Below are 18,213 nucleotides of genomic sequence, written 5' to 3'. Positions count from 1 at the left end.
CGGCCTCTGGTGCGGCCGGGGCTCGCCGCGTTTCAGCGTCCCTTGCGGTCGTTGCCGGGGAGGCCCTTGTCGAGGCCGGCCCGGCGGAGCGCGTCGGCCATCGCGCCGCCGCCGCCCTGCCCGCCGCGCGACTGGCCACCCCGGGACTGGCCGCCGCCCTGCCCACCGCCGCTCTGCCCGCCGCGGGGCTGACCACCACGCGGCTGGTCACCGCGTCCGCCGCCGCGCTGGTTCTGGCCGCGTCCCTGCCCGCCGCGGGGCCGGCCGCCGCGGTTCTGGCCGCCGCGGTCGCCCTGCTCACCGCGCCCGTCACCGCCCTGCCGGCCGCCGCCCTGCCTGCCACCGCCGGGCTCGTCGTCCAGGCGGAGCGTCAGCGAGATGCGCTTGCGCTGCAGGTCGACGTCCAGGACCTTCACGCGGACGATGTCGCCGGGCTTGGCGACGTCGCGCGGGTCCTCGACGAACTTGTCGGACATGGCGGAGATGTGAACCAGCCCGTCCTGGTGGACGCCGACGTCCACGAACGCGCCGAACGCGGCGACGTTGGTGACGACGCCCTCCAGCAGCATCCCCGGTTCGAGGTCGGCGAGCTTGTCGACGCCCTCCTTGAACACGGCGGTCTTGAACGCCGGGCGCGGGTCGCGGCCCGGCTTCTCCAGTTCGGCGAGGATGTCGGTGACCGTCGGCAGGCCGAAGGTGTCGTCGACGAACTCCGCCGGCTTCAGCGAGCGCAGCACGGCGGTGTTGCCGACGAGGGCCTTGATGTCGTTGCCGGCGGCGTCCAGGATCCGGCGGACGACCGGGTAGGACTCCGGGTGCACGCTGGAGGCGTCCAGCGGGTCGTCGCCGCCGGGGATGCGCAGGAAGCCCGCGCACTGCTCGAACGCCTTCGGGCCGAGCCGCGGAACGTCCTTCAGCCCGGTGCGGCTGCGGAACGGCCCGTTGGCGTCGCGGTGCGCGACGATGTTCTCCGCGAGGCCCTCGCCGATACCGGACACGCGGGTGAGCAGCGGCGCGGACGCGGTGTTGACGTCCACTCCGACGGCGTTCACGCAGTCCTCGACGACGGCGTCCAGGGAGCGCGACAGCTTCACCTCGGAGATGTCGTGCTGGTACTGGCCGACGCCGATCGACTTGGGGTCGATCTTGACCAGCTCGGCGAGCGGGTCCTGCAGGCGGCGGGCGATGGACACGGCGCCGCGCAGCGAGACGTCCATGCCGGGCAGCTCGCGCCCGGCGTACTCCGACGCGGAGTACACCGACGCGCCCGCCTCCGACACCATGATCTTGGTGAGCTTGAGGTCGGGGTGCCGGGCGATCAGGTCGGCGGCGAGCTTGTCGGTCTCCCGGGACGCGGTGCCGTTGCCGATGGAGACGAGGTCGACCCCGTGCTCGCGGGCCAGCCGGGCGAGCGTCTCGATCGACTCGTCCCACTTCCGCCGGGGCTCGTGCGGGTAGATCGTGTCGGTCGCGGTGACCTTGCCGGTGGCGTCCACGACGGCGACCTTCACGCCGGTGCGCAGGCCCGGGTCCAGGCCCATCGTCGCGCGGGTGCCGGCGGGCGCGGCGAGCAGCAGGTCGCGCAGGTTCGCGGCGAACACGCGGGCCGCCTCGTCCTCGGCCTCCTGCCGCAGCCGGGTGCGCAGGTCGATGCCGAGGTGCACCAGGATCCGGGTGCGCCAGGCCCAGCGGACGGCGTCCGACAGCCACTTGTCGGCCGGACGCCCCTGGTCGGCGATCTGGAACCGGCGCGCGATGTCGGCCTCGTAGGAGCTGCGCGCCGCGGAGTCGTCGGCCTGCTCGGGCTCCAGGTCGAGGTCGAGGACCTCCTCCTTCTCGCCCCGCAGCAGCGCGAGGACGCGGTGCGAGGGCAGCTTCGCGAACGGCTCGGCGAACTCGAAGTAGTCGGAGAACTTGGCGCCGCTCTCCTGCCTGCCCTCCCGGACCCGGGAGACCATCCGGCCCTGGTTCCACATGCGCTCGCGCAGCGACCCGATGAGGTCGGCGTCCTCGGCGAACCGCTCGACCAGGATGGCGCGGGCGCCCTCCAGCGCGGCGGCCGCGTCCGCGACGCCCTTCTCGGCGTCCACGTAGGCGGCGGCCTCGGCCTGCGGGTCGCGGGACGGGTCGTCCAGCAGCAGCCCGGCGAGCGGTTCGAGGCCGGCCTCGCGGGCGATCTGCGCCTTGGTGCGCCGCTTCGGCTTGTACGGGAGGTAGATGTCCTCCAGCCGGGCCTTGGAGTCGGCCGTCACGATCTGGGCGCGCAGCTCGCCCGTGAGCTTGCCCTGCGACTCGACCGACTCCAGGATCGCGGCGCGGCGCTCGTCCAGCTCGCGCAGGTAGCGCAGCCGCTCCTCCAGCGCGCGGAGCTGCGCGTCGTCGAGCGTTCCGGTCGCCTCCTTGCGGTAGCGGGCGATGAACGGGACGGTCGCCCCGCCGTCGAGCAGGTCCACCGCGACCCGCACCTGCCCCTCGCGGACGCCGATCTCCTCGGCGATGCGGCGCGTGATGGGCGGGGTGACGGGCGGCGTGGACGGCCCGTCCTGGCCGGCGGACGTCTGGCTGATGGTCGCTGTCACAGCTTGAATTCGCTTTCTCCCCTGGGTGTCGCCTGTGCATTGTCCAGGGAACGGGGCCGGTTGTCTTGTCAGTGGCGCATGACGGCCCGGTCGGGGACTCTGCGGTTCCCGCCGAGGGTAGGGCTAGCTCCACCATGATCCGCCCCGATCCGGGACTTATCCCTACTGGGCGGGCCGAGGTCCGGCGACACAATGGTCCCACGGGGAGTGCGCGCCGGGCCTCCCGCGGCAACCGCTGGAGGACTCGGGTGGACGGCAGGAACCCCTTCATGGACCGGCTGGGCGGACTCGCTCGCCGCGTGGTCCGCAACGTCCTGCGCGGGGTCGCGCAGATCGTCCTCGCCTACGCGGTGAACCTTCCGCTGTTCATCGTGGCCGTGGTGTCGATCGCGTTCATCCCGCTGGGCGTCGGCGTGGTCCTGGCACCGGCGGTGCTGCTCGCGATCCGGGCGGTGGCGAACCTGCAGCGCAGGCTGGCGGCGGACTGGAACGGCGTGCCGATCCCGGTCCCGTACCGGCCCGAGCCGGCCGGTGCGGGCGGCCCGCTCGGGCGGTTCCGATGGGTGCTGGGCGACCCCGCGACGTGGCGCGACCTGCTGTGGTCGCTGCTGAACGTGCCGATCGCGCTCGTCCTCGGGGTGCTGGCGGCGGGCTCGACGGTGTACGGGCTGGAGGGCGTGCTCGTGGCGTGGTGGGTCGCGCTGCTGACCGACTACGGCTGGGGCCCGTTCTGGATGATCCCCGACTACGGCGCGGCCGGGTTCGCGGGGACGATCGTCCTCGGTGCGGCCCTGCTGGTCGCCTCCGCCCCGCTGGGCGGAGCGCTCCTGAAGGCGCACGCGCTGTTCGGCCGGTCGCTGCTGGCGCCGACGCGCGGCGCGCTGGCGGCACGGGTGGAGCGGCTCACCGAGACCCGGTCGGAGACGGTGGACGCGTCGGCGGCCGAGCTGCGCCGCATCGAGCGCGACCTGCACGACGGCGCGCAGGCCCGGCTGGTCGCGCTGAGCATGAACATCGGGCTCGCCGAGGAGATGATGAAGGACGATCCCGAGACCGCGCAGCGGCTCCTCGCCGAGGCGCGCGAGGCCAGCGGGACGGCGCTGACGGAGCTGCGCGACCTGGTGCGCGGCATCCATCCGCCGGTGCTGGCCGAGCGCGGCCTGGACGGGGCCGTGCGGGCACTGGCGCTGACCCTGCCGCTGCCGGTGGACGTCCACGTCGAGCTGCCGGGGCGCGCGGAGGCCCCGGTGGAGTCGGCGGCCTACTTCGCGGTCGCGGAGATGCTCGCCAACGTCGTCAAGCATTCGGCCGCGCGGCGGGCCTGGATCCAGATCGAGCATTCCGGCGGCCGGCTGCTTATGATCATCGGAGACGACGGGACGGGCGGCGCCGACCCCGGCGCGGGCGGCGGGATGCGCGGCATCGAGCGCAGGCTGGCGGCCTTCGACGGGACGATGGCGGTGACCAGCCCGCCCGGCGGGCCGACCGTCGTGACCATGGAGCTGCCGTGCGCGTTGTCATCGCCGAAGATCTCGCCCTCCTCAGGGACGGGCTGATCCGCCTGCTCGGCGCCTTCGGGTTCGAGGTGGTCGAGGCGGTGGACAACGGGCCGTCGCTGCTGCGGGCCCTCATCGCGCACCGCCCGGACGTCGCGGTGGTGGACGTCCGGCTGCCGCCGACGTTCACCGACGAGGGGCTGAAGGCCGCGCTGGAGGCCCGCCGGGAGATCCCGGGCCTGCCGGTGCTGGTGCTGTCGCAGCATGTGGAGCAGCTGTACGCGCGGGAGCTGCTGTCCGACAGCCGGGGCGGCATCGGGTACCTGCTGAAGGACCGGGTGTCGGACGTGAAGGTCTTCGTGGAGGCGGTGCGCCGGGTCGCGTGCGGCGGCACCGCCCTCGACCCGGACGTGGTGTCGCAGCTGCTCACCCGGCACGCCCGCGAGGAGCCGCTGCAGCAGCTGACCCCCCGCGAGCGCGAGGTGCTCGGGCTGATGGCGGAGGGCCGCTCGAACGCGGCCATCGCCGGGAAGCTGTTCGTCACCGAGAAGGCGATCAGCAAGCACACCAACAGCATCTTCGGCAAGCTCGGGCTGCCGCAGTCCGAGGACGACAACCGGCGGGTGCTGGCCGTGCTCGCCTATCTGGGCGCCTGAGCGGGCGTCACGCGGCCCACGGCGGGACGAGCCGCTCGTCGCCCTGCGGTGCGATCGCGCACTTGGTGTCGTCCACCACCTGGTCGGGGTCGTAGACGAGGCAGCCGGCGTGGGCGGCGACGACCGCGGTGAACCCGGTGTCGCCGGCCGTCACCTGGCGCGGCGCGCCGGCCGGGAGGACGACGGTGTCGCCGCCGCCCGCCGCCAGCTTGCGTCCGTCCAGGTCGATGGTGGCGGCGCCGTCCAGGAACGTCCACACCTGCTCGGTGTCGAAGGCGTGCAGCGGGCCGGTCCTGCCGGGCGTGGCGTCGACGCGCCAGACGGCGATGCCCTCGGTGCCGCCCTGGGTGGGCGTGGCCAGGGTGGTCATCGCGCCGTTCGGCGTCTCGGTACGGCGGCGTTCGGCGTTGCGGATGAGCGTCATGAGCCCCGATCCCCTAGGTTTAGACAACACGGTTGTCTATATAGTCAACGAGGTTGTCTTTCATGTCAAGTGACGGCGGGCCCCCCGACGCGCCCGGCTTCGAGCTTCCGCTGCGGCTCTTCCTCGCCTTCCGCGTGATCATCGACGAGCTGCACGCCGAACTCGCCCGCGAGGGGCATCCCGAGATGCGCCCGATGCACGGATTCGTCTTCCAGGCCATCGGCCCGGACGGCACGACGGCGGTGGAGCTCGGCCGCCGGCTCGGGGTGTCCAAGCAGGCCGCGGGCAAGATGGTCGACTCCCTGGAGCGCGCCGGGTACGTCGAGCGCGGCGCCGATCCGCGGGACGCCCGGCGCAAGATCGTCCGGCTGACCGCGCGCGGGGTGGACTCGCTCGTCCGCTCCGCGGAGATCTTCGAGCGGATCCGCGGCGACTGGGTCCGCGCACTGGGCGCCGGCCGCGTCCGGGCCCTGGAGGACGACCTGCGCCGCATGACCCCGGCCGAGCTGTGGCGCCTCGACATGCCCGGCTGGTTCGGGACGGCGTGAACTTTCTTCCGCGTCCGGTGACCGTACGGGTCCAGGCAGTCGCTTAGACCACTCGCGGCGGCGGCCGCGGTCTTGCCGCAGGCCCTTGAACGCGCCGTTCCGCCCGGTTACCATCCTCCCAATTCTTAGGAAACTTTCCTAAGAATTGAGCGGGGATTCCTGTTTGCTCGGGGGCCGAACGAACGGAGAATCATGTCAAGACCGGGCGGACGGCGGGCCATCGCGCTCGCCGGCGCAGCGACACTGGCGGTGGCCACCGCCCTGCTCACGGCGCCACCGGCGTCGTCGGCGGGGACCGTCACCGCGACCTGTAAGAAGGGCTCCGACTGGGGCACCGGCTTCGACGGCGGCTGCACCATCACCAACGGGACCGGCGCGGCCGTCAACGGCTGGAAGCTCGAAGCGGACATGCCGTCCGGGACGTCCGTCGGGAACGTGTGGAACGCGACGAAGACCGTGTCGGGCAACCACTACACCTTCACCAACGCGGGCTGGAACGGGACGATCGCGGCCGGCGCCAGCGCCAGCTTCGGCTTCGGCGGGAGCGGCTCCGGCTGGTTCACCAGTTGCACGATCAACGGCGCGTCCTGCGACGGCTCGGGCACCCCCGGCGACGACACGCAGGCCCCCACGGCCCCGTCCGGGCTCCGGTCCACCGGCAAGACCGCCACGAGCGTGACGCTGGCCTGGACCGCGGCGACCGACAACGTGGGCGTCACCGGCTACGACGTCTACAACGGCAGCACGAAGGCCGCGTCGACGACCGGTACGAGCACCAGCATCGGCGGGCTGTCGCCCCAGACCGCCTACAGCTTCACCGTCAAGGCCAAGGACGCCGCCGGGAACACCTCCCCCGCGTCGGCCTCCGTGTCGGTCACCACCGACGAGAGCGGCGGCGGAAACCCCGGCGGCGGCGGTGACAAGGTCGTCGGCTACTTCGTCGACTGGGGCGTCTACCAGCGGAACTACCACGTCAAGAACATCGAGACGAGCGGTTCCGCCGACAAGCTGACGCACATCAACTACGCGTTCGGCAACGTCACGGGCGGCAAGTGCGCGGTCGGCGACGCCTACGCCGACTACGACAAGGCCTACACCGCCGACCAGAGCGTCGACGGCGTCGCCGACACCTGGGACCAGCCGCTGCGCGGCAACTTCAACCAGCTGCGCAAGCTGAAGAAGCTGCACCCGGGCCTGAAGGTGATCTGGTCGTTCGGCGGCTGGACCTGGTCCGGCGGCTTCGGCCAGGCCGCGCAGAACCCGGCCGCGTTCGCCGAGTCCTGCTACAACCTGGTCGAGGACCCGCGGTGGGCGGACGTGTTCGACGGCATCGACATCGACTGGGAGTACCCGAACGCCTGCGGCCTGTCCTGCGACACCAGCGGGCCGGACGCGTTCAGGAAGCTGATGTCGGCGCTGCGGACCAAGTTCGGGTCCGGCAACCTCGTGACCGCCGCGATCACGGCCGACGCCAGCAGCGGCGGCAAGATGGACGTGACCGACTACGCGGGCGCCGCCCAGTACGTCGACTGGTACAACCCCATGACCTACGACTACTTCGGCGCCTGGGACAAGCAGGGGCCGACGGCGCCGCACTCGCCGCTCACGTCCTACCCGGGCATCCCGCAGGCCGGGTTCAACTCGACCGACACCATCGCCAAGCTCAAGGGGATGGGGGTCCCGGCGAACAAGCTGCTGCTCGGCATCGGCTTCTACGGCCGCGGCTGGACGGGCGTCACCCAGTCCGAGCCGGGCGGCACCGCGACCGGGCCCGCGCCCGGCACCTACGAGGCCGGCATCGAGGACTACAAGGTCCTCAAGGGCAAGTGCCCCGCCACCGGCACCGTCGGCGGCACCGCCTACGCCAAGTGCGGCAGCGAGTGGTGGAGCTACGACACCCCGTCCACCATCCGCGGGAAGATGGCCTTCGCCAAGGACCAGGGCCTCGGCGGCGCCTTCTTCTGGGAGCTCACCGGTGACACCGCGAACGGCGAGCTGATCAGCGCCATGCGCGGCGGACTCGGCTGAGCCGACGCAGAGCCGTCTCGGCCGAGCTGTTCGCAGAAGGGGTACTCCCAGCCCCTCAGACGGCCGAGACATCGGGCCCCTGACCTAACGGACGCCGGTCAGGGGCCCGCCCCTTTTCCCTCTTCGGGTGGGTTCAGGGTTCAGGGTTCAGGCGAGGGACTGGCCGCCGTCCACCGTGAGGACCTCGCCGCTCATGTAGGGGTTGGCCATCAGGAACACGGCGGCGGAGGCGGCCTCCTCGGCCGTCCCGAACCGTCCGAGCGGCATGGCGGCGCCCGCCTCGGCCATCGCCGCGTCGGCCTCCGCGCCGGCCTCCGCGTCGGCGGCTCCGTAGCGGCCGCGCAGCAGGGGCGTGTCGATCGCGCCGAACCGGATCGCGTTGGCCCGCAGGCGGGCCGGCGCCAGCTCGACGGCCAGCGCGCGGGCGAGCGTCTCGACGGCGCCGGCCGCCGCGACCGGCGCGGACATGCCCGGTCGCGGACGAGCCACCAGGATGCCCGAGGTGAGCGTGATCGAGCCGCCCGGCTCCATGCGGGGGACGGCGGCCCGCACGATGTCGAGGACCGCGCCCACCGGAGCCGCGATGGCCGTCCGCGCGCTGTCCCGGGTGAGCTCGGTGACCGGGCCGATCCCGGCGGGATGGCCGGCCGTCATCAGGACGTGGTCGACGGAGCCGGCGCGTTCGAAGACCTCCTCAAGCGCCTCGTCGTCGGTGACATCGGCGGACATCCCCTGTACTTCGGCGGGGGTATCGGCCGTGTCGGCGGCGGCGGTCACGCGGGCGACGGCGGACTCCAGCCGCTCCTTGTCGCGGCCGACGAGCAGGATGCGCGCGCCGACCGAGGCGAGCAGTCCGGCGGCGGCCAGGCCGATGCCCGAGCTGCCGCCGAGGATCACCGCCGTCCGCCCGGCGAGGCTCCACGGGAGCGGCGACCGGACCGGGACGGGTGCAGTGACGGGTGCGGGGACGGGTGCGGCGGTCGTGGCCATGAGGTCCTCCTAAATAAACCATCTGGTTGTTTTAGAATGCTCCCACCGCCGGACGCAAGTCAACCCGGTGGTTTAATTCCGGCATGAGCTACGACGCCGAGGCGACCCGCCGGCGGATCTTCGAGGCCGCCGCCGCCGAGTTCGCCGCGCGCGGGCTCGCGGGCGCCCGGATCGAGCGCATCGCCACCGAGGCGCGGGCCAACAAGCAGGCCATCTACCTGTACTTCGGCGGCAAGGAGAAGCTGTTCGGCGCCGTGGTGCGGGCCGCGATGGAGGAGATCGGGAAGACGACCGAGATCGATCCCGCCCGCCTGACCGAGTCCGTGGGCCGGCTCTTCGACTGGTACCAGGAGCATCCGGAGCTGATCAGGCTGCTGCTCTGGGAGGCCCTGGAGACGCCCGGCGAGGTCCAGGGCGAGGACGAGCGCCGCGCGGCGTTCCGGCGGAAGGCCGACCGCTTCGCCGCCGCCGGGGGCCCCGCGGAACCGGGCGGCGGGCCCGCGGAACCGGACGGCGGGTCGCGGGAGGTCCAGGACCTGATGTTCACCGTCTTCGGCCTCATCGCGTGGAGCTTCGCCGTCCCGCAGCTGCGGCGGCTGATCCTGGACGAGGACGACGAGGCCGCCGCCCTGGCGCGCCGCCGCGCGGCCGTCCTGGAGGCCGCCCGCGTCCTCGCCGAAGCGCACCGGTCCGGCCCGGCGGGGGCCGCGCGATGATCACCGCGGTGCTGTTCGACCTCGACGCGACGCTGCTCGACCACGAGGGGGCCGCGGGCGAGGCGGTCGCCCGCCTGTTCCCCGACGTGGACGAGGAGTGGCTCGTCCAGCGCTGGTACGAGCTGACCGAGGAGGCCGTCGACCGGTACCTGGCGGGCGAGCTGGACTTCACCGGCCAGCGCCGCGTCCGGATCCTCCGGCTCGCCCCGGAGCTGGGGCTGGGCGACTGGGACGACGCCCGCGCCGACGCGTGGCTCGCCCGGTATGTGGAGCTGTACGAGGCGGCGTGGCGCCCGTTCCCCGAGGCGCGGCGCGTGCTGGACGTCCTGGCGGCGCGCGGCCTGCGGCTCGGGGTGATCACCAACGGTGACGCCGGCCAGCAGCGCAGGAAGATCGACGCGATCGGCCTGGCGGACGTCCTGCCCTATGTCGTGGCGTCCAGCGAGGCGGGCTCCGCCAAGCCGGACGCCGGGATCTTCCGGACGGCCTGCGCGGGCCTCGGCGTCCCCCCGGACCGGGCGGCCTACGTCGGCGACCGGCTCGTCACCGACGCCCGGGGCGCCGCGGCGGCGGGCCTGGCGGGCATCTGGCTCGACCGCTCCGGCGACCCCGCGCCGGAGGAGCCGGCCGTCCCGCGCATCACGACGCTGGAGGAGCTCCCCCGGCTGCTCGGGGAACGCTGACCCGCGCAGGCCGCCGCCCCGGAATCAGTCGGTGCGCAGGACCGCCTCGATCTCCAGCGTGATCTGGATCTTCTCCCCCAGCCCGAGGCCGCCGCCGCCCGGGATCTTGGCGGTGTCGCCGACCCCGAACTCCAGCCGGCTGATCTCGCCCGTCGCGGTGAACCCGGCGCGGGCGCCCTTGAACGGGTCGTCCTCGCGGAACGGGTCTGGGCCGAACCCGCCGATCTCCAGCTTCAGCGGCACCTGCTTGGTGAGGCCCCGCAGTGTCAACTCGCCGTCCAGGACGAAGTCGTCGCCGTCGCGGCGGACACCGGTGGACCGGTAGGTCATCGCGGGGTACTTCGCGGCGTCCAGGAAGTCGGCGGACCTGACGTGCTCGTCCCGCTTGGCGATGCCGGTGTCGATCGAGGCCAGGTCGATCGTCGCGGTCACGGACGAGTCGAGGGGGTCGCCGCCGGTCACGATCGTCCCCTCGACCGTCCCGAACCGGCCGCGGACCTTGCTGACCATGAGGTGCCGGATCGTGAAGCCGATGTCGGAGTGGAGGGGGTCGATGGTCCAGGTCCCGGCGATGTAACCGGGGACCTCGACAAGCTCGGTCGTCATGGTGTCTCCTAGGTTATGAATGGTAAGGCGGTTCCGATCGGTAACCGCTTCCATCGTGCGGGTCCCCCGGGGCCGGCACAAGAAGGCACTTTTTTCTGCCTCGGTCACCTGGAGATAACCGTGGAGTACACCCTGGCGGGATGCCGAGCCCGCGAGATCCTCGACCGCGTCGGGGACAAGTGGTCGCTGCTGGTGATCTCGCTGCTCGGCGAGGGCACCAAGCGGTTCACCGAACTGAAGCGCGAGATCGACGGCATCAGCCAGCGGATGCTCACCGTCACGCTGCGCGCCCTGGAGCGCGACGGCATCGTCACGCGGACCGTGTACCCCGTCGTGCCGCCCCGCGTGGACTACTCCCTCACCCCAATGGGCGCGACTCTGATGGACGCGGCCAACACCCTCATCACCTGGGCGGAGAGCCATCTGGGCGAGATCGACGCCGCCCGCGCCGACTACGACACCCGCGCCGGCGTGCAAGAGCCCGTCAAGGCCCTATGAGGTCCGCGTCACAGAAGACGCAGACGTAGTAGTCGTCTTTCACGACGTTGAGTTCCGCGCATTCGGGACAGTGCCGGAAGACGAATGTGGTCGTGAAGCCGTCCGGCCTTCGCAGGCCGGCGCGGTCGAGCGCATCGGCCACCGCGGGCCAGCATTCCGCGCCCGGACAGTAGCCGGTGGACTGATTGCTGACCTCGGTGACCACCGCACCTTGGAAAGTGATTTCGCCTGCGGCCAGGACGTCTTCTCCGCCGGCGCAGGCGACGTGTTCGCTGCGGCGCAGCGCTATGCGCAGCATGCCGTCGAGGGTGACGACATAGGTGAAAGGTTCATCCTGCGGACGGCCCTCTATGTCCGCCGGCGACCTGACGGGTTCGCCCGGCATTCCCGCTTGTTCGAGCAACTCGACCGGCCCCACGTAGACGTACACGCCGCCACCGTAGGACGGGGTGCTCGCGCGGGGCGACCGGAAATTCGAGTGCCGCCGCGCCGAGCGCCGAGGTAGCTTGGGGCGTGATGGTCATTCACGAGGTGGGACGGCGAGCTAGCCGCGCCGAGCTGGGGGACGAGCAGTCGTGCCCGGCCCGGCTCGGCGGTGTGCGCCGTCATCCCATCGACCTCGTGAGGCCGTCCCATGCGTTCGACTGACATTCGCTCGACCTTTCTCGACTTCTTCCGCGAGCGCGACCACCGCGTCGTGCCGTCCAGCCCGCTGGTGCCGTCCGATCCGACGCTGCTGCTGACGAACGCGGGCATGAACCAGTTCAAGCCGTACTTCCTCGGCGAGACGACGCCGGAGCACTCCCGGGCGGTGTCCGTGCAGAAGTGCGCGCGGACGTCCGACATCGAGAACGTCGGCCGCACCACGCGGCACGCGACGTTCTTCGAAATGCTCGGCAACTTCTCGTTCGGCGACTACTTCAAGGCAGAGGCGATCGCCTGGGCGTGGGAACTGTTCACCCGCCACTACAACCTCGACCCGGAACGGCTCTGGGTCACCGTGTACCTGGACGATGACGAAGCCATGCGCCTGTGGCGGCGTGTCGGCGTCCCTTCCGGTCGGATCCAGCGCCTCGGAATGGAGGACAACTACTGGTCGATGGGCATACCGGGCCCATGCGGCCCGTCCTCCGAAGTGCACTACGACCGAGGGCCGTCCTTCGGGCGCGAGGGTGGTCCGGCGGTCGACGGCGAGCGGTACCAGGAACTGTGGAACCTGGTCTTCATGCAGAACCTCCGCGGCGAGGGCCGGGGAAAGGACGACTATCCGATCCTGGGCGAACTCCCCGCGCGCAACATCGACACGGGCCTCGGCCTCGACCGCCTCGCGGCGATATTGCAGGACGTGGACACGGTCTGCGGAACCGACTTGCTCTCCCCGACCCTCTCCCTCGTTCAGGAAATGGCGGGCCGCGCCTATCCCGGCCGCGACGGAAGCGACGACTCGACCTCATTCCGCGTCGTCACGGAACACGCCCGCTCGATCGCGTTCCTTCTCGCCGACGGCGTGCTGCCGTCCCGCGACGGCCGCGGCTACGTCCTGCGCCGCCTGATGCGCCGCGCCATCCGGCACGCGCGCCGCCTCGGCATTGACCGGGCGCTGCCGGACCTGACGGCCGGCGTGATCGGCACCCTGGGCGAGACCTGGCCGGAACTGACCGAGCAGTCCTCCCTCATCCGCCAGGTCGTCACGGCCGAGGAGGAGGGCTTCGACCGGACACTGCGCCAGGGCTCCCGCCTCCTCGACACGGCGATCAGCCACGCCACCTCGGTCATCTCCGGCCGCACCGCGTTCGACCTGCACGACACCTACGGCTTCCCGATCGACCTGACCATCGACGCGGCACGATCGGCGGGCCTCACCGTCGACGAGGACGAGTTCGCGGAACTCCTCGAAGCCCAACGCCGCCAGGCACACCGGGCAAGCCAATCCAAGAAGGCCAACGCCGTATCCCGCACGGACCTCTACCGCAGCATCACGGCCGAACACGGCCGCACCGACTTCGTCGGCTACTCCACCCAAACAGCGGAAACACGCATCATCGCGGTTCTCCCCCACGACGAACAGGGACTCGTCGACGTGATCCTCTCCCGCACCCCGTTCTATGCGGAGTCGGGCGGACAGGTGGGCGACAGAGGCGAACTGCACACATCCACAGCCGCGGCACAGGTTCTCGACACCCGCCTGGGCTTGAACGGCCTGCACGTGCACACCGTCCGCGTACTGGACGGCGAACTACTCGCAGGCGATCTCGCGGAGGCGGTCGTCGACGCGTCCCACCGCGCGGCGACCGCACGCTCGCACAGCGCCACCCACGTCCTGCACGCGATGCTGCGCCGCGTACTGGGCGACCACGCGACCCAACGCGGCTCCCGCGTCGAGCCCGGCCGCCTGCGCTTCGACTTCACACACCACTCCCCCGTCGAGACACTCGCGCTCCAAACCCTCATCAACGACTACTTGCTCGACGACCCGCAGGTCCACGTCTGGGAGGCGACTCGCTCTCAAGCGCAGAAGGCCGGCGCGCTGGCGCTGTTCGGTGAGAAGTACGACGACACCGTCCGCATCGTGGACATCGGCGACGCGTCCCGCGAACTGTGCGGCGGCACCCACGTGGGCCACGGCTCGCAGGCGGGCCCCGTCCACATCATCGGCGAATCGTCCATCGGCACCGGCCTCCGCCGGATCGAAGCACTGACCGGCGCGGACGCACTCCGGCACTACGACCACCAGAGCACCGTCCTCCACGAACTGGCGGCGCTCCTGAACGTCCACCCCGACCAGGCCCCAGCCCGCCTACGCCAACGCCTGCAAACCCTCACCGAGGCCCAGCACCACCTGGAGACGATTCACAGGGCAGAACTGGGAAAACAGTCGCAACACCTACGGTCCCTGACCGAACACCTCCCGCAAGGCCGGCTGGCTACCCACCTCGTCCCCAGCATGACCAGCGCCGACCTCCGCACCATCGCCACCGACGTCCTCGATCCGGACGGCGTGGTCATCCTGGGCACCGACCACAACGGCAAGGCGTCCCTCATAGCAGCGGCAGGAGCGAACACCGGCATCCAGGCACGCGACCTCCTGACCGAAGCCGCCCGCGAGCTGGGCGGCGGCGCGGGCGGCAGGGGCCCCATCGCGCACGCGGGCGGCCGACACCCCGAAAACCTGCCCAAGGCCCTCAACACGGCGGCGGCAAAGGCCCGCAAACTCCTCAAATGACCACGGCCGGGCGCACTGCGCCCGGCCGTCCGTCCGTCGGGCTGGCGGGATTTGAACCCACGACCCCTGGCACCCAAAGCCAGTGCGCTACCAAACTGCGCTACAGCCCGCCCGTCGATGACGGGAGAAGTCTAGTCCCGATCACACCCGCCCGCTGCGCCCAGCAAGCAACCCACCCGCCGACCCAGTCCACCCCGGGAACCCTGTACGCTACGGGATGGCGATCGAGGCCACCGGCCTCCAGCCACGCGGGCGTAGCTCAATGGTAGAGCCCCAGTCTTCCAAACTGGCTACGCGGGTTCGATTCCCGTCGCCCGCTCCACCGTTTCCGCAGGTCAGAGGCTATATGACAGCGATCTTGGAGTGACTCCAAGATTTTCTATCACTGTTTCTATCACTGCACCTGTACGTGATCATGGTGGATCTCGTCCCCCGGCCCGGCACCACAGAGCACTCCCAGGGCCCACCGATTGGACATCGCCCCACCCTCAGCGGACTGGACATCACGGACAGATCGTCCATGCTCGGGACCCTCCCGCCCTTCGCCGAGCAGCGGGCACGGGCGGCGACGAGAAGGACCAACCTCGTCACCCTCCGCCCGACGCCCTGGCATCGTGGAAGAGGCCATCAAAGGACGCAGGGGGAACTGTGACCACGTACGCCTTCGACGAGGATCGCCACGCGCTCATCGCCTTCTGGGAGACCGGCTCGGGCCACGTCGCCTCCACCTGCGCCGAACTCCCCCGCGACACCCGCGCCGGCGCAATCCAGCACCTCGCTCAAACTCTGACCTGGTTTTCCGTCCAGGCCTGGCGGACCTACACCCACCCGTCCTCCGCAGCGGACGAGCAAGAGGCGAACGCCGAAGGCTGGCAACGCGAAGAAGACCGGAATGCATTCACGACAGTGGCGCAGGCTCTAACTCACCCAAACCTGCCCTCCGACGGGATGCTGGTGACGTCCTACAACCCTGTCGAAGAGAGTGCTCACCATGTCGGACGCGCCTTGCACGACATCAAAAATCCGGACCTGAACAAACGAGTCAACGCCGAAGTGCAGGCCGAGGTGGCCGCGATCGAACAAGCAGAACTCGGCGACCTGACAGGCCGCGCCTCCCAAGCTCTGGCCCTCACCCGCGCCGACGCATCCCCCGTCCAGGTCCAGGCCGCCGACAAGATCCTCGCGCAAAACCCGTTCGGCAGCCCAGACCTATTCTCAGAGATCGAGCCCGTAGCCGCCGCCGTTGCGGCAGCACACTGGCTCCAAGCCGCCGCAGAGGTCACAGCGGAAGCCTCCGGCGTCGCGCCGACGCAGATCATCGAAGAGGCAGACAACATCGAGGCTCTCGCACACGAGACTCCGACCATCGTGCTGCAACAACTCGAACTTGGCCTCAGCCCATACGAGACGGTAACCGGCCTGGTCCGCGGCGCCATGACCGTCGCCGAAGGCGAGATCCCCGACCTCGAAAAGCTCCTCGAACGCGTCACCCAAGCCGAGGAACTCGCCGACCAGCACCACGACCCACGACTCCGCGACGCCTTGCTCAAAGAACTCCGCATTACACCGCTCAACCCCAAACGCCCCGCGCACGACCTCCTCGAAGACATCCTCGACGGCATCCGAGGCTGCTGGCTCATCTACCAGGAAGACGCCCCAGAAGACGACACCGAGTTCGTCGAGGCCGTACGCGCCGAAGCCAACCGCAACCGCCCCACCTGAACCCATTCGCCAGAAACGCCCCTAGTGTTCTGCGCCCGAAATCTGTTGTGTATATCTATGTTGGGTCGATGGCGAGGACAGGGCGGCCTAAGGCGCCCCGTTATCAGAGGGTTGTTCGTTAGGGAATACCGCTTTTGCGGGTTGGTGGACTGGTGAGAGTTTGGTTACGGCCTGTTGACGGTGAGTGACCGCTGCGTTGCTGTGGACGGCATGGAAGGCGAAGGGACGAGCCACCGGAAGCCGTATCGCAGCAATCTGTCCGATGAGCGGTGGGCGCTGCTCGAACCGATCATCGCGGCATGGAAGGCGCGGCACCCGTCGAGCTCGGGGCATCAGGGCCGGTATCCGATGCGGGAGATCGTGAACGCGATCTTGTATCAGGAGCGGACGGGCTGCGGGTGGGAGTACCTGCCGCATGATCTGCCGCCCCGCTCGGCGATGTACTACTACTTCGCGGTATGGCGGGACGACGGACTGACGCAGACCATCCATGACCTGCTGCGCGGCCGGGTCCGTGAGGTCGCGGGCCGGGCCGAGGACCCCTCGGCGGTGGCGATGGACTCCCAGACCGTGCACGCCGCGGCCGGGGTCCCCTCGACCACGACGGGTCTGGACGCGGGCAAGAAGAGCCGGGGCCGCAAACGCGGCATCGCCACCGATGCGCTCGGGCTGCTGATCGCGGTGGTGGTGACCGCTGCGAGCGTGCACGACAACGCGATCGGGATCGCGCTGCTGGACCGGGTGGCCATCGACAACCCGGGCGTGCGCACCGCGTGGGTGGACGCGGGGTTCAAGAACGCGGTCGCCGAGCACGGCGCCGGGCTGGGCATCACCGTCACGACGGTGCAGCCCGAACCGGGGACCAAAGGGTTCACCCCGGTCCCCAAGCGGTGGGTGGCCGAGCAGACCTTCGGCACGTCCATGCTGCACCGACGGCTGGCCCGCGATTATGAGAAGCTGCCCGAAAGCAGCGAGTCGCACCTGTACTTGGGCGGCCACCGACCGGATGACACGCCGGCTGACCGGCACCACCACCCGCCGGCGCGACACCCCTGCCGGTGACCGGGCCGGTGATCGGGCCGGTGATCGGGCCGGTGACCCGGTCGCCGTCGCCGCCGCGTGACCGGTCCGCCGCAACCCGCACCGAGCCCACCGGTCCCCGAACCGCTGCTGCGCCATCTGGCCGCGCGCGGCGACGCGGCCCGCGCCCAGGTCGACCGGCTCACCGCCGAACTCGCCGACGCCCAGCAATTGCTGACCCGGCTGGAGGTCACGCACCAGACCCTGCTGGACCTCGCCGGCCACGATCCGCGACCTGCCGCCCCTCCTCTCCCGCCCGCTTACCAGGACATCCTCGGCGTCCTGGCCGACCATCCGGATGGCATCCGCCCCAAAGACATCGCCCTGGCCCTCAACCTGCCCGCCACCACCAAGAACACCGTCGAAGGCATCCGCGCCGAACTCAAACGCCTCGTCGCCCGAGACCTAGCCACCGAACCCAAACCCGGACTATTAGCACAAAACAGAGTAAAATCTAACGAACGTCTCATTGACCGCGGCCGAGCGGGCGGAGTTGGAGCGTGGGGCGCGGGCGGCGACCTCGACGCAGGCGTATGCGTTGCGGGGCCGGATCGTGCTGGCCTGCGCGCGACCGGGTGCGTTCCATACGCATGTGGCCGCCGAACTGGGCATCTCGCCGCCGACGGTGGCCAAGTGGCGCAAGCGGTTCTCCTTCGACGGGGCCGGACCTGCAGAGCCGGTTGAGGCCGGCGGTGACCGCGTCCTGGTCGCGGCGCAGACCAGTGACGAACGAGTGCAGGCCGGGCAGGTCGTCGCCGAGCACACCAGCAATCCAGGTTTCGAGTTGTCAGCCACCGCGGTCCATCATGATCTGGGCGAAGTGACGGACATGCTCACGCAGGGTTTCCAGTCCGGAACGCCTGAAGGCGCCCGGCCGGGGGCGCGAGGCCCGTCGCCACGCCCGGCACGCCGGTGCGGCGCTCGCCCCGGCTCAGCTCGACCTCCGGGGTGAACCTGGGCCGTC

The 18,213-nt window shown here is 70.8% G+C and carries 16 protein-coding genes, 2 tRNA genes and 1 pseudogene; 13 read left to right on the top strand and 6 right to left on the bottom strand.

Annotated features, from left to right (window positions below):
* Nucleotides 1-32: 32 nt before the first annotated feature.
* A complete protein-coding gene (locus tag ABZ806_RS28200; protein ID WP_500220422.1) occupies nucleotides 33-2,579 on the bottom strand; it encodes a Tex family protein in 2,547 nt (848 codons plus the stop codon).
* 248 nt (nucleotides 2,580-2,827) lie between these two features.
* Here ABZ806_RS28200 and ABZ806_RS28195 point away from each other — a divergent pair, with 248 nt between their 5' ends.
* Complete coding sequence (locus ABZ806_RS28195; protein ID WP_500220421.1) at nucleotides 2,828-4,135, top strand: sensor histidine kinase; 1,308 nt, start codon at nucleotides 2,828-2,830, stop codon at nucleotides 4,133-4,135.
* On the top strand, nucleotides 4,087-4,731 hold the full coding sequence (locus ABZ806_RS28190) for a LuxR C-terminal-related transcriptional regulator (RefSeq protein WP_500220420.1): 645 nt from the start codon (nucleotides 4,087-4,089) through the stop codon (nucleotides 4,729-4,731). Before ABZ806_RS28195 ends, ABZ806_RS28190 begins: the two co-directional genes overlap by 49 nt.
* 7 nt (nucleotides 4,732-4,738) lie before the next feature.
* On the opposite strand, the gene ABZ806_RS28185 is transcribed toward ABZ806_RS28190, so the two are convergent.
* Complete coding sequence (locus ABZ806_RS28185; protein ID WP_500220419.1) at nucleotides 4,739-5,155, bottom strand: cupin domain-containing protein; 417 nt, start codon at nucleotides 5,153-5,155, stop codon at nucleotides 4,739-4,741.
* 62 nt (nucleotides 5,156-5,217) lie between these two features.
* Here ABZ806_RS28185 and ABZ806_RS28180 point away from each other — a divergent pair, with 62 nt between their 5' ends.
* Nucleotides 5,218-5,703, top strand: coding sequence for a MarR family winged helix-turn-helix transcriptional regulator (locus ABZ806_RS28180; RefSeq protein ID WP_500220418.1), 486 nt, complete (start codon nucleotides 5,218-5,220; stop codon nucleotides 5,701-5,703).
* A gap of 192 nt (nucleotides 5,704-5,895) precedes the next feature.
* Nucleotides 5,896-7,731 carry a glycosyl hydrolase family 18 protein gene (locus tag ABZ806_RS28175; RefSeq protein WP_500220417.1) on the top strand — a complete coding sequence of 612 codons (1,836 nt, stop codon included), beginning with the start codon at nucleotides 5,896-5,898 and terminating at the stop codon, nucleotides 7,729-7,731.
* Nucleotides 7,732-7,878: 147 nt separating this feature from the next.
* Here the strand turns inward: ABZ806_RS28175 and ABZ806_RS28170 are convergent, their stop codons facing one another.
* Nucleotides 7,879-8,721, bottom strand: a complete 843-nt coding sequence (locus tag ABZ806_RS28170) for an SDR family NAD(P)-dependent oxidoreductase (RefSeq protein ID WP_500220416.1) — start codon at nucleotides 8,719-8,721, stop codon at nucleotides 7,879-7,881.
* Nucleotides 8,722-8,804: 83 nt separating this feature from the next.
* Here ABZ806_RS28170 and ABZ806_RS28165 point away from each other — a divergent pair, with 83 nt between their 5' ends.
* Complete coding sequence (locus tag ABZ806_RS28165) at nucleotides 8,805-9,437, top strand: TetR/AcrR family transcriptional regulator (RefSeq protein WP_500220415.1); 633 nt, start codon at nucleotides 8,805-8,807, stop codon at nucleotides 9,435-9,437.
* Entirely contained in the window at nucleotides 9,434-10,120 is a 687-nt protein-coding gene (locus ABZ806_RS28160; protein WP_500220414.1) for an HAD family hydrolase, read from the top strand. The genes ABZ806_RS28165 and ABZ806_RS28160 overlap by 4 nt, the downstream gene beginning before the upstream one ends.
* Nucleotides 10,121-10,144: 24 nt before the next feature.
* Here the strand turns inward: ABZ806_RS28160 and ABZ806_RS28155 are convergent, their stop codons facing one another.
* Nucleotides 10,145-10,726, bottom strand: a complete 582-nt coding sequence (locus ABZ806_RS28155; RefSeq protein WP_500220413.1) for a YceI family protein — start codon at nucleotides 10,724-10,726, stop codon at nucleotides 10,145-10,147.
* A gap of 120 nt (nucleotides 10,727-10,846) precedes the next feature.
* Between ABZ806_RS28155 and ABZ806_RS28150 the strand changes: the two genes are divergently transcribed.
* The gene (locus ABZ806_RS28150; RefSeq protein ID WP_500220412.1) at nucleotides 10,847-11,224 is read left to right on the top strand and encodes a winged helix-turn-helix transcriptional regulator; all 378 of its coding nucleotides are present in this window, start codon (nucleotides 10,847-10,849) and stop codon (nucleotides 11,222-11,224) included.
* Here the strand turns inward: ABZ806_RS28150 and ABZ806_RS28145 are convergent.
* On the bottom strand, nucleotides 11,211-11,654 hold the full coding sequence (locus tag ABZ806_RS28145; RefSeq protein ID WP_500220410.1) for a hypothetical protein: 444 nt from the start codon (nucleotides 11,652-11,654) through the stop codon (nucleotides 11,211-11,213). The two genes, ABZ806_RS28150 and ABZ806_RS28145, sit on opposite strands and share 14 nt — an antisense overlap.
* A gap of 204 nt (nucleotides 11,655-11,858) precedes the next feature.
* Between ABZ806_RS28145 and alaS the strand changes: the two genes are divergently transcribed.
* Complete coding sequence (gene alaS, locus ABZ806_RS28140; protein ID WP_500220409.1) at nucleotides 11,859-14,447, top strand: alanine--tRNA ligase; 2,589 nt, start codon at nucleotides 11,859-11,861, stop codon at nucleotides 14,445-14,447.
* A 36-nt stretch (nucleotides 14,448-14,483) separates the two neighbouring features.
* Here alaS and ABZ806_RS28135 read toward each other — a convergent pair.
* Nucleotides 14,484-14,557 (bottom strand) — tRNA-Pro (locus ABZ806_RS28135).
* Nucleotides 14,558-14,695: 138 nt separating this feature from the next.
* Here ABZ806_RS28135 and ABZ806_RS28130 point away from each other — a divergent pair.
* The 5 genes and pseudogenes from ABZ806_RS28130 (at nucleotide 14,696) to ABZ806_RS28110 (ending at nucleotide 18,201) form a co-directional block, all read left to right on the top strand.
* Nucleotides 14,696-14,769 (top strand) — tRNA-Gly (locus ABZ806_RS28130).
* A gap of 326 nt (nucleotides 14,770-15,095) precedes the next feature.
* Nucleotides 15,096-16,169 (top strand): hypothetical protein, encoded by a 1,074-nt coding sequence (locus ABZ806_RS28125; RefSeq protein WP_500220408.1) that lies wholly within the window; start codon nucleotides 15,096-15,098, stop codon nucleotides 16,167-16,169.
* A 210-nt stretch (nucleotides 16,170-16,379) separates the two neighbouring features.
* Nucleotides 16,380-17,205: pseudogene (locus tag ABZ806_RS28120) on the top strand (IS5 family transposase); the annotation flags it as partial.
* An 83-nt stretch (nucleotides 17,206-17,288) separates the two neighbouring features.
* The gene (locus ABZ806_RS28115) at nucleotides 17,289-17,933 is read left to right on the top strand and encodes a hypothetical protein (RefSeq protein ID WP_500220458.1); all 645 of its coding nucleotides are present in this window, start codon (nucleotides 17,289-17,291) and stop codon (nucleotides 17,931-17,933) included.
* Nucleotides 17,842-18,201 (top strand): hypothetical protein, encoded by a 360-nt coding sequence (locus ABZ806_RS28110; RefSeq protein WP_500220455.1) that lies wholly within the window; start codon nucleotides 17,842-17,844, stop codon nucleotides 18,199-18,201. The genes ABZ806_RS28115 and ABZ806_RS28110 overlap by 92 nt, the downstream gene beginning before the upstream one ends.
* The last annotated feature ends 12 nt before the right edge of the window (nucleotides 18,202-18,213 follow it).

It is taken from the genome of Spirillospora sp. NPDC047418 (genome assembly GCF_040643275.1).
In the GTDB taxonomy this organism is placed as follows: Bacteria; Actinomycetota; Actinomycetes; order Streptosporangiales; family Streptosporangiaceae; genus Spirillospora.
Note: the sequence above shows the minus strand (reverse complement) of the source record. Positions and strands in the feature narration are given on the sequence as shown.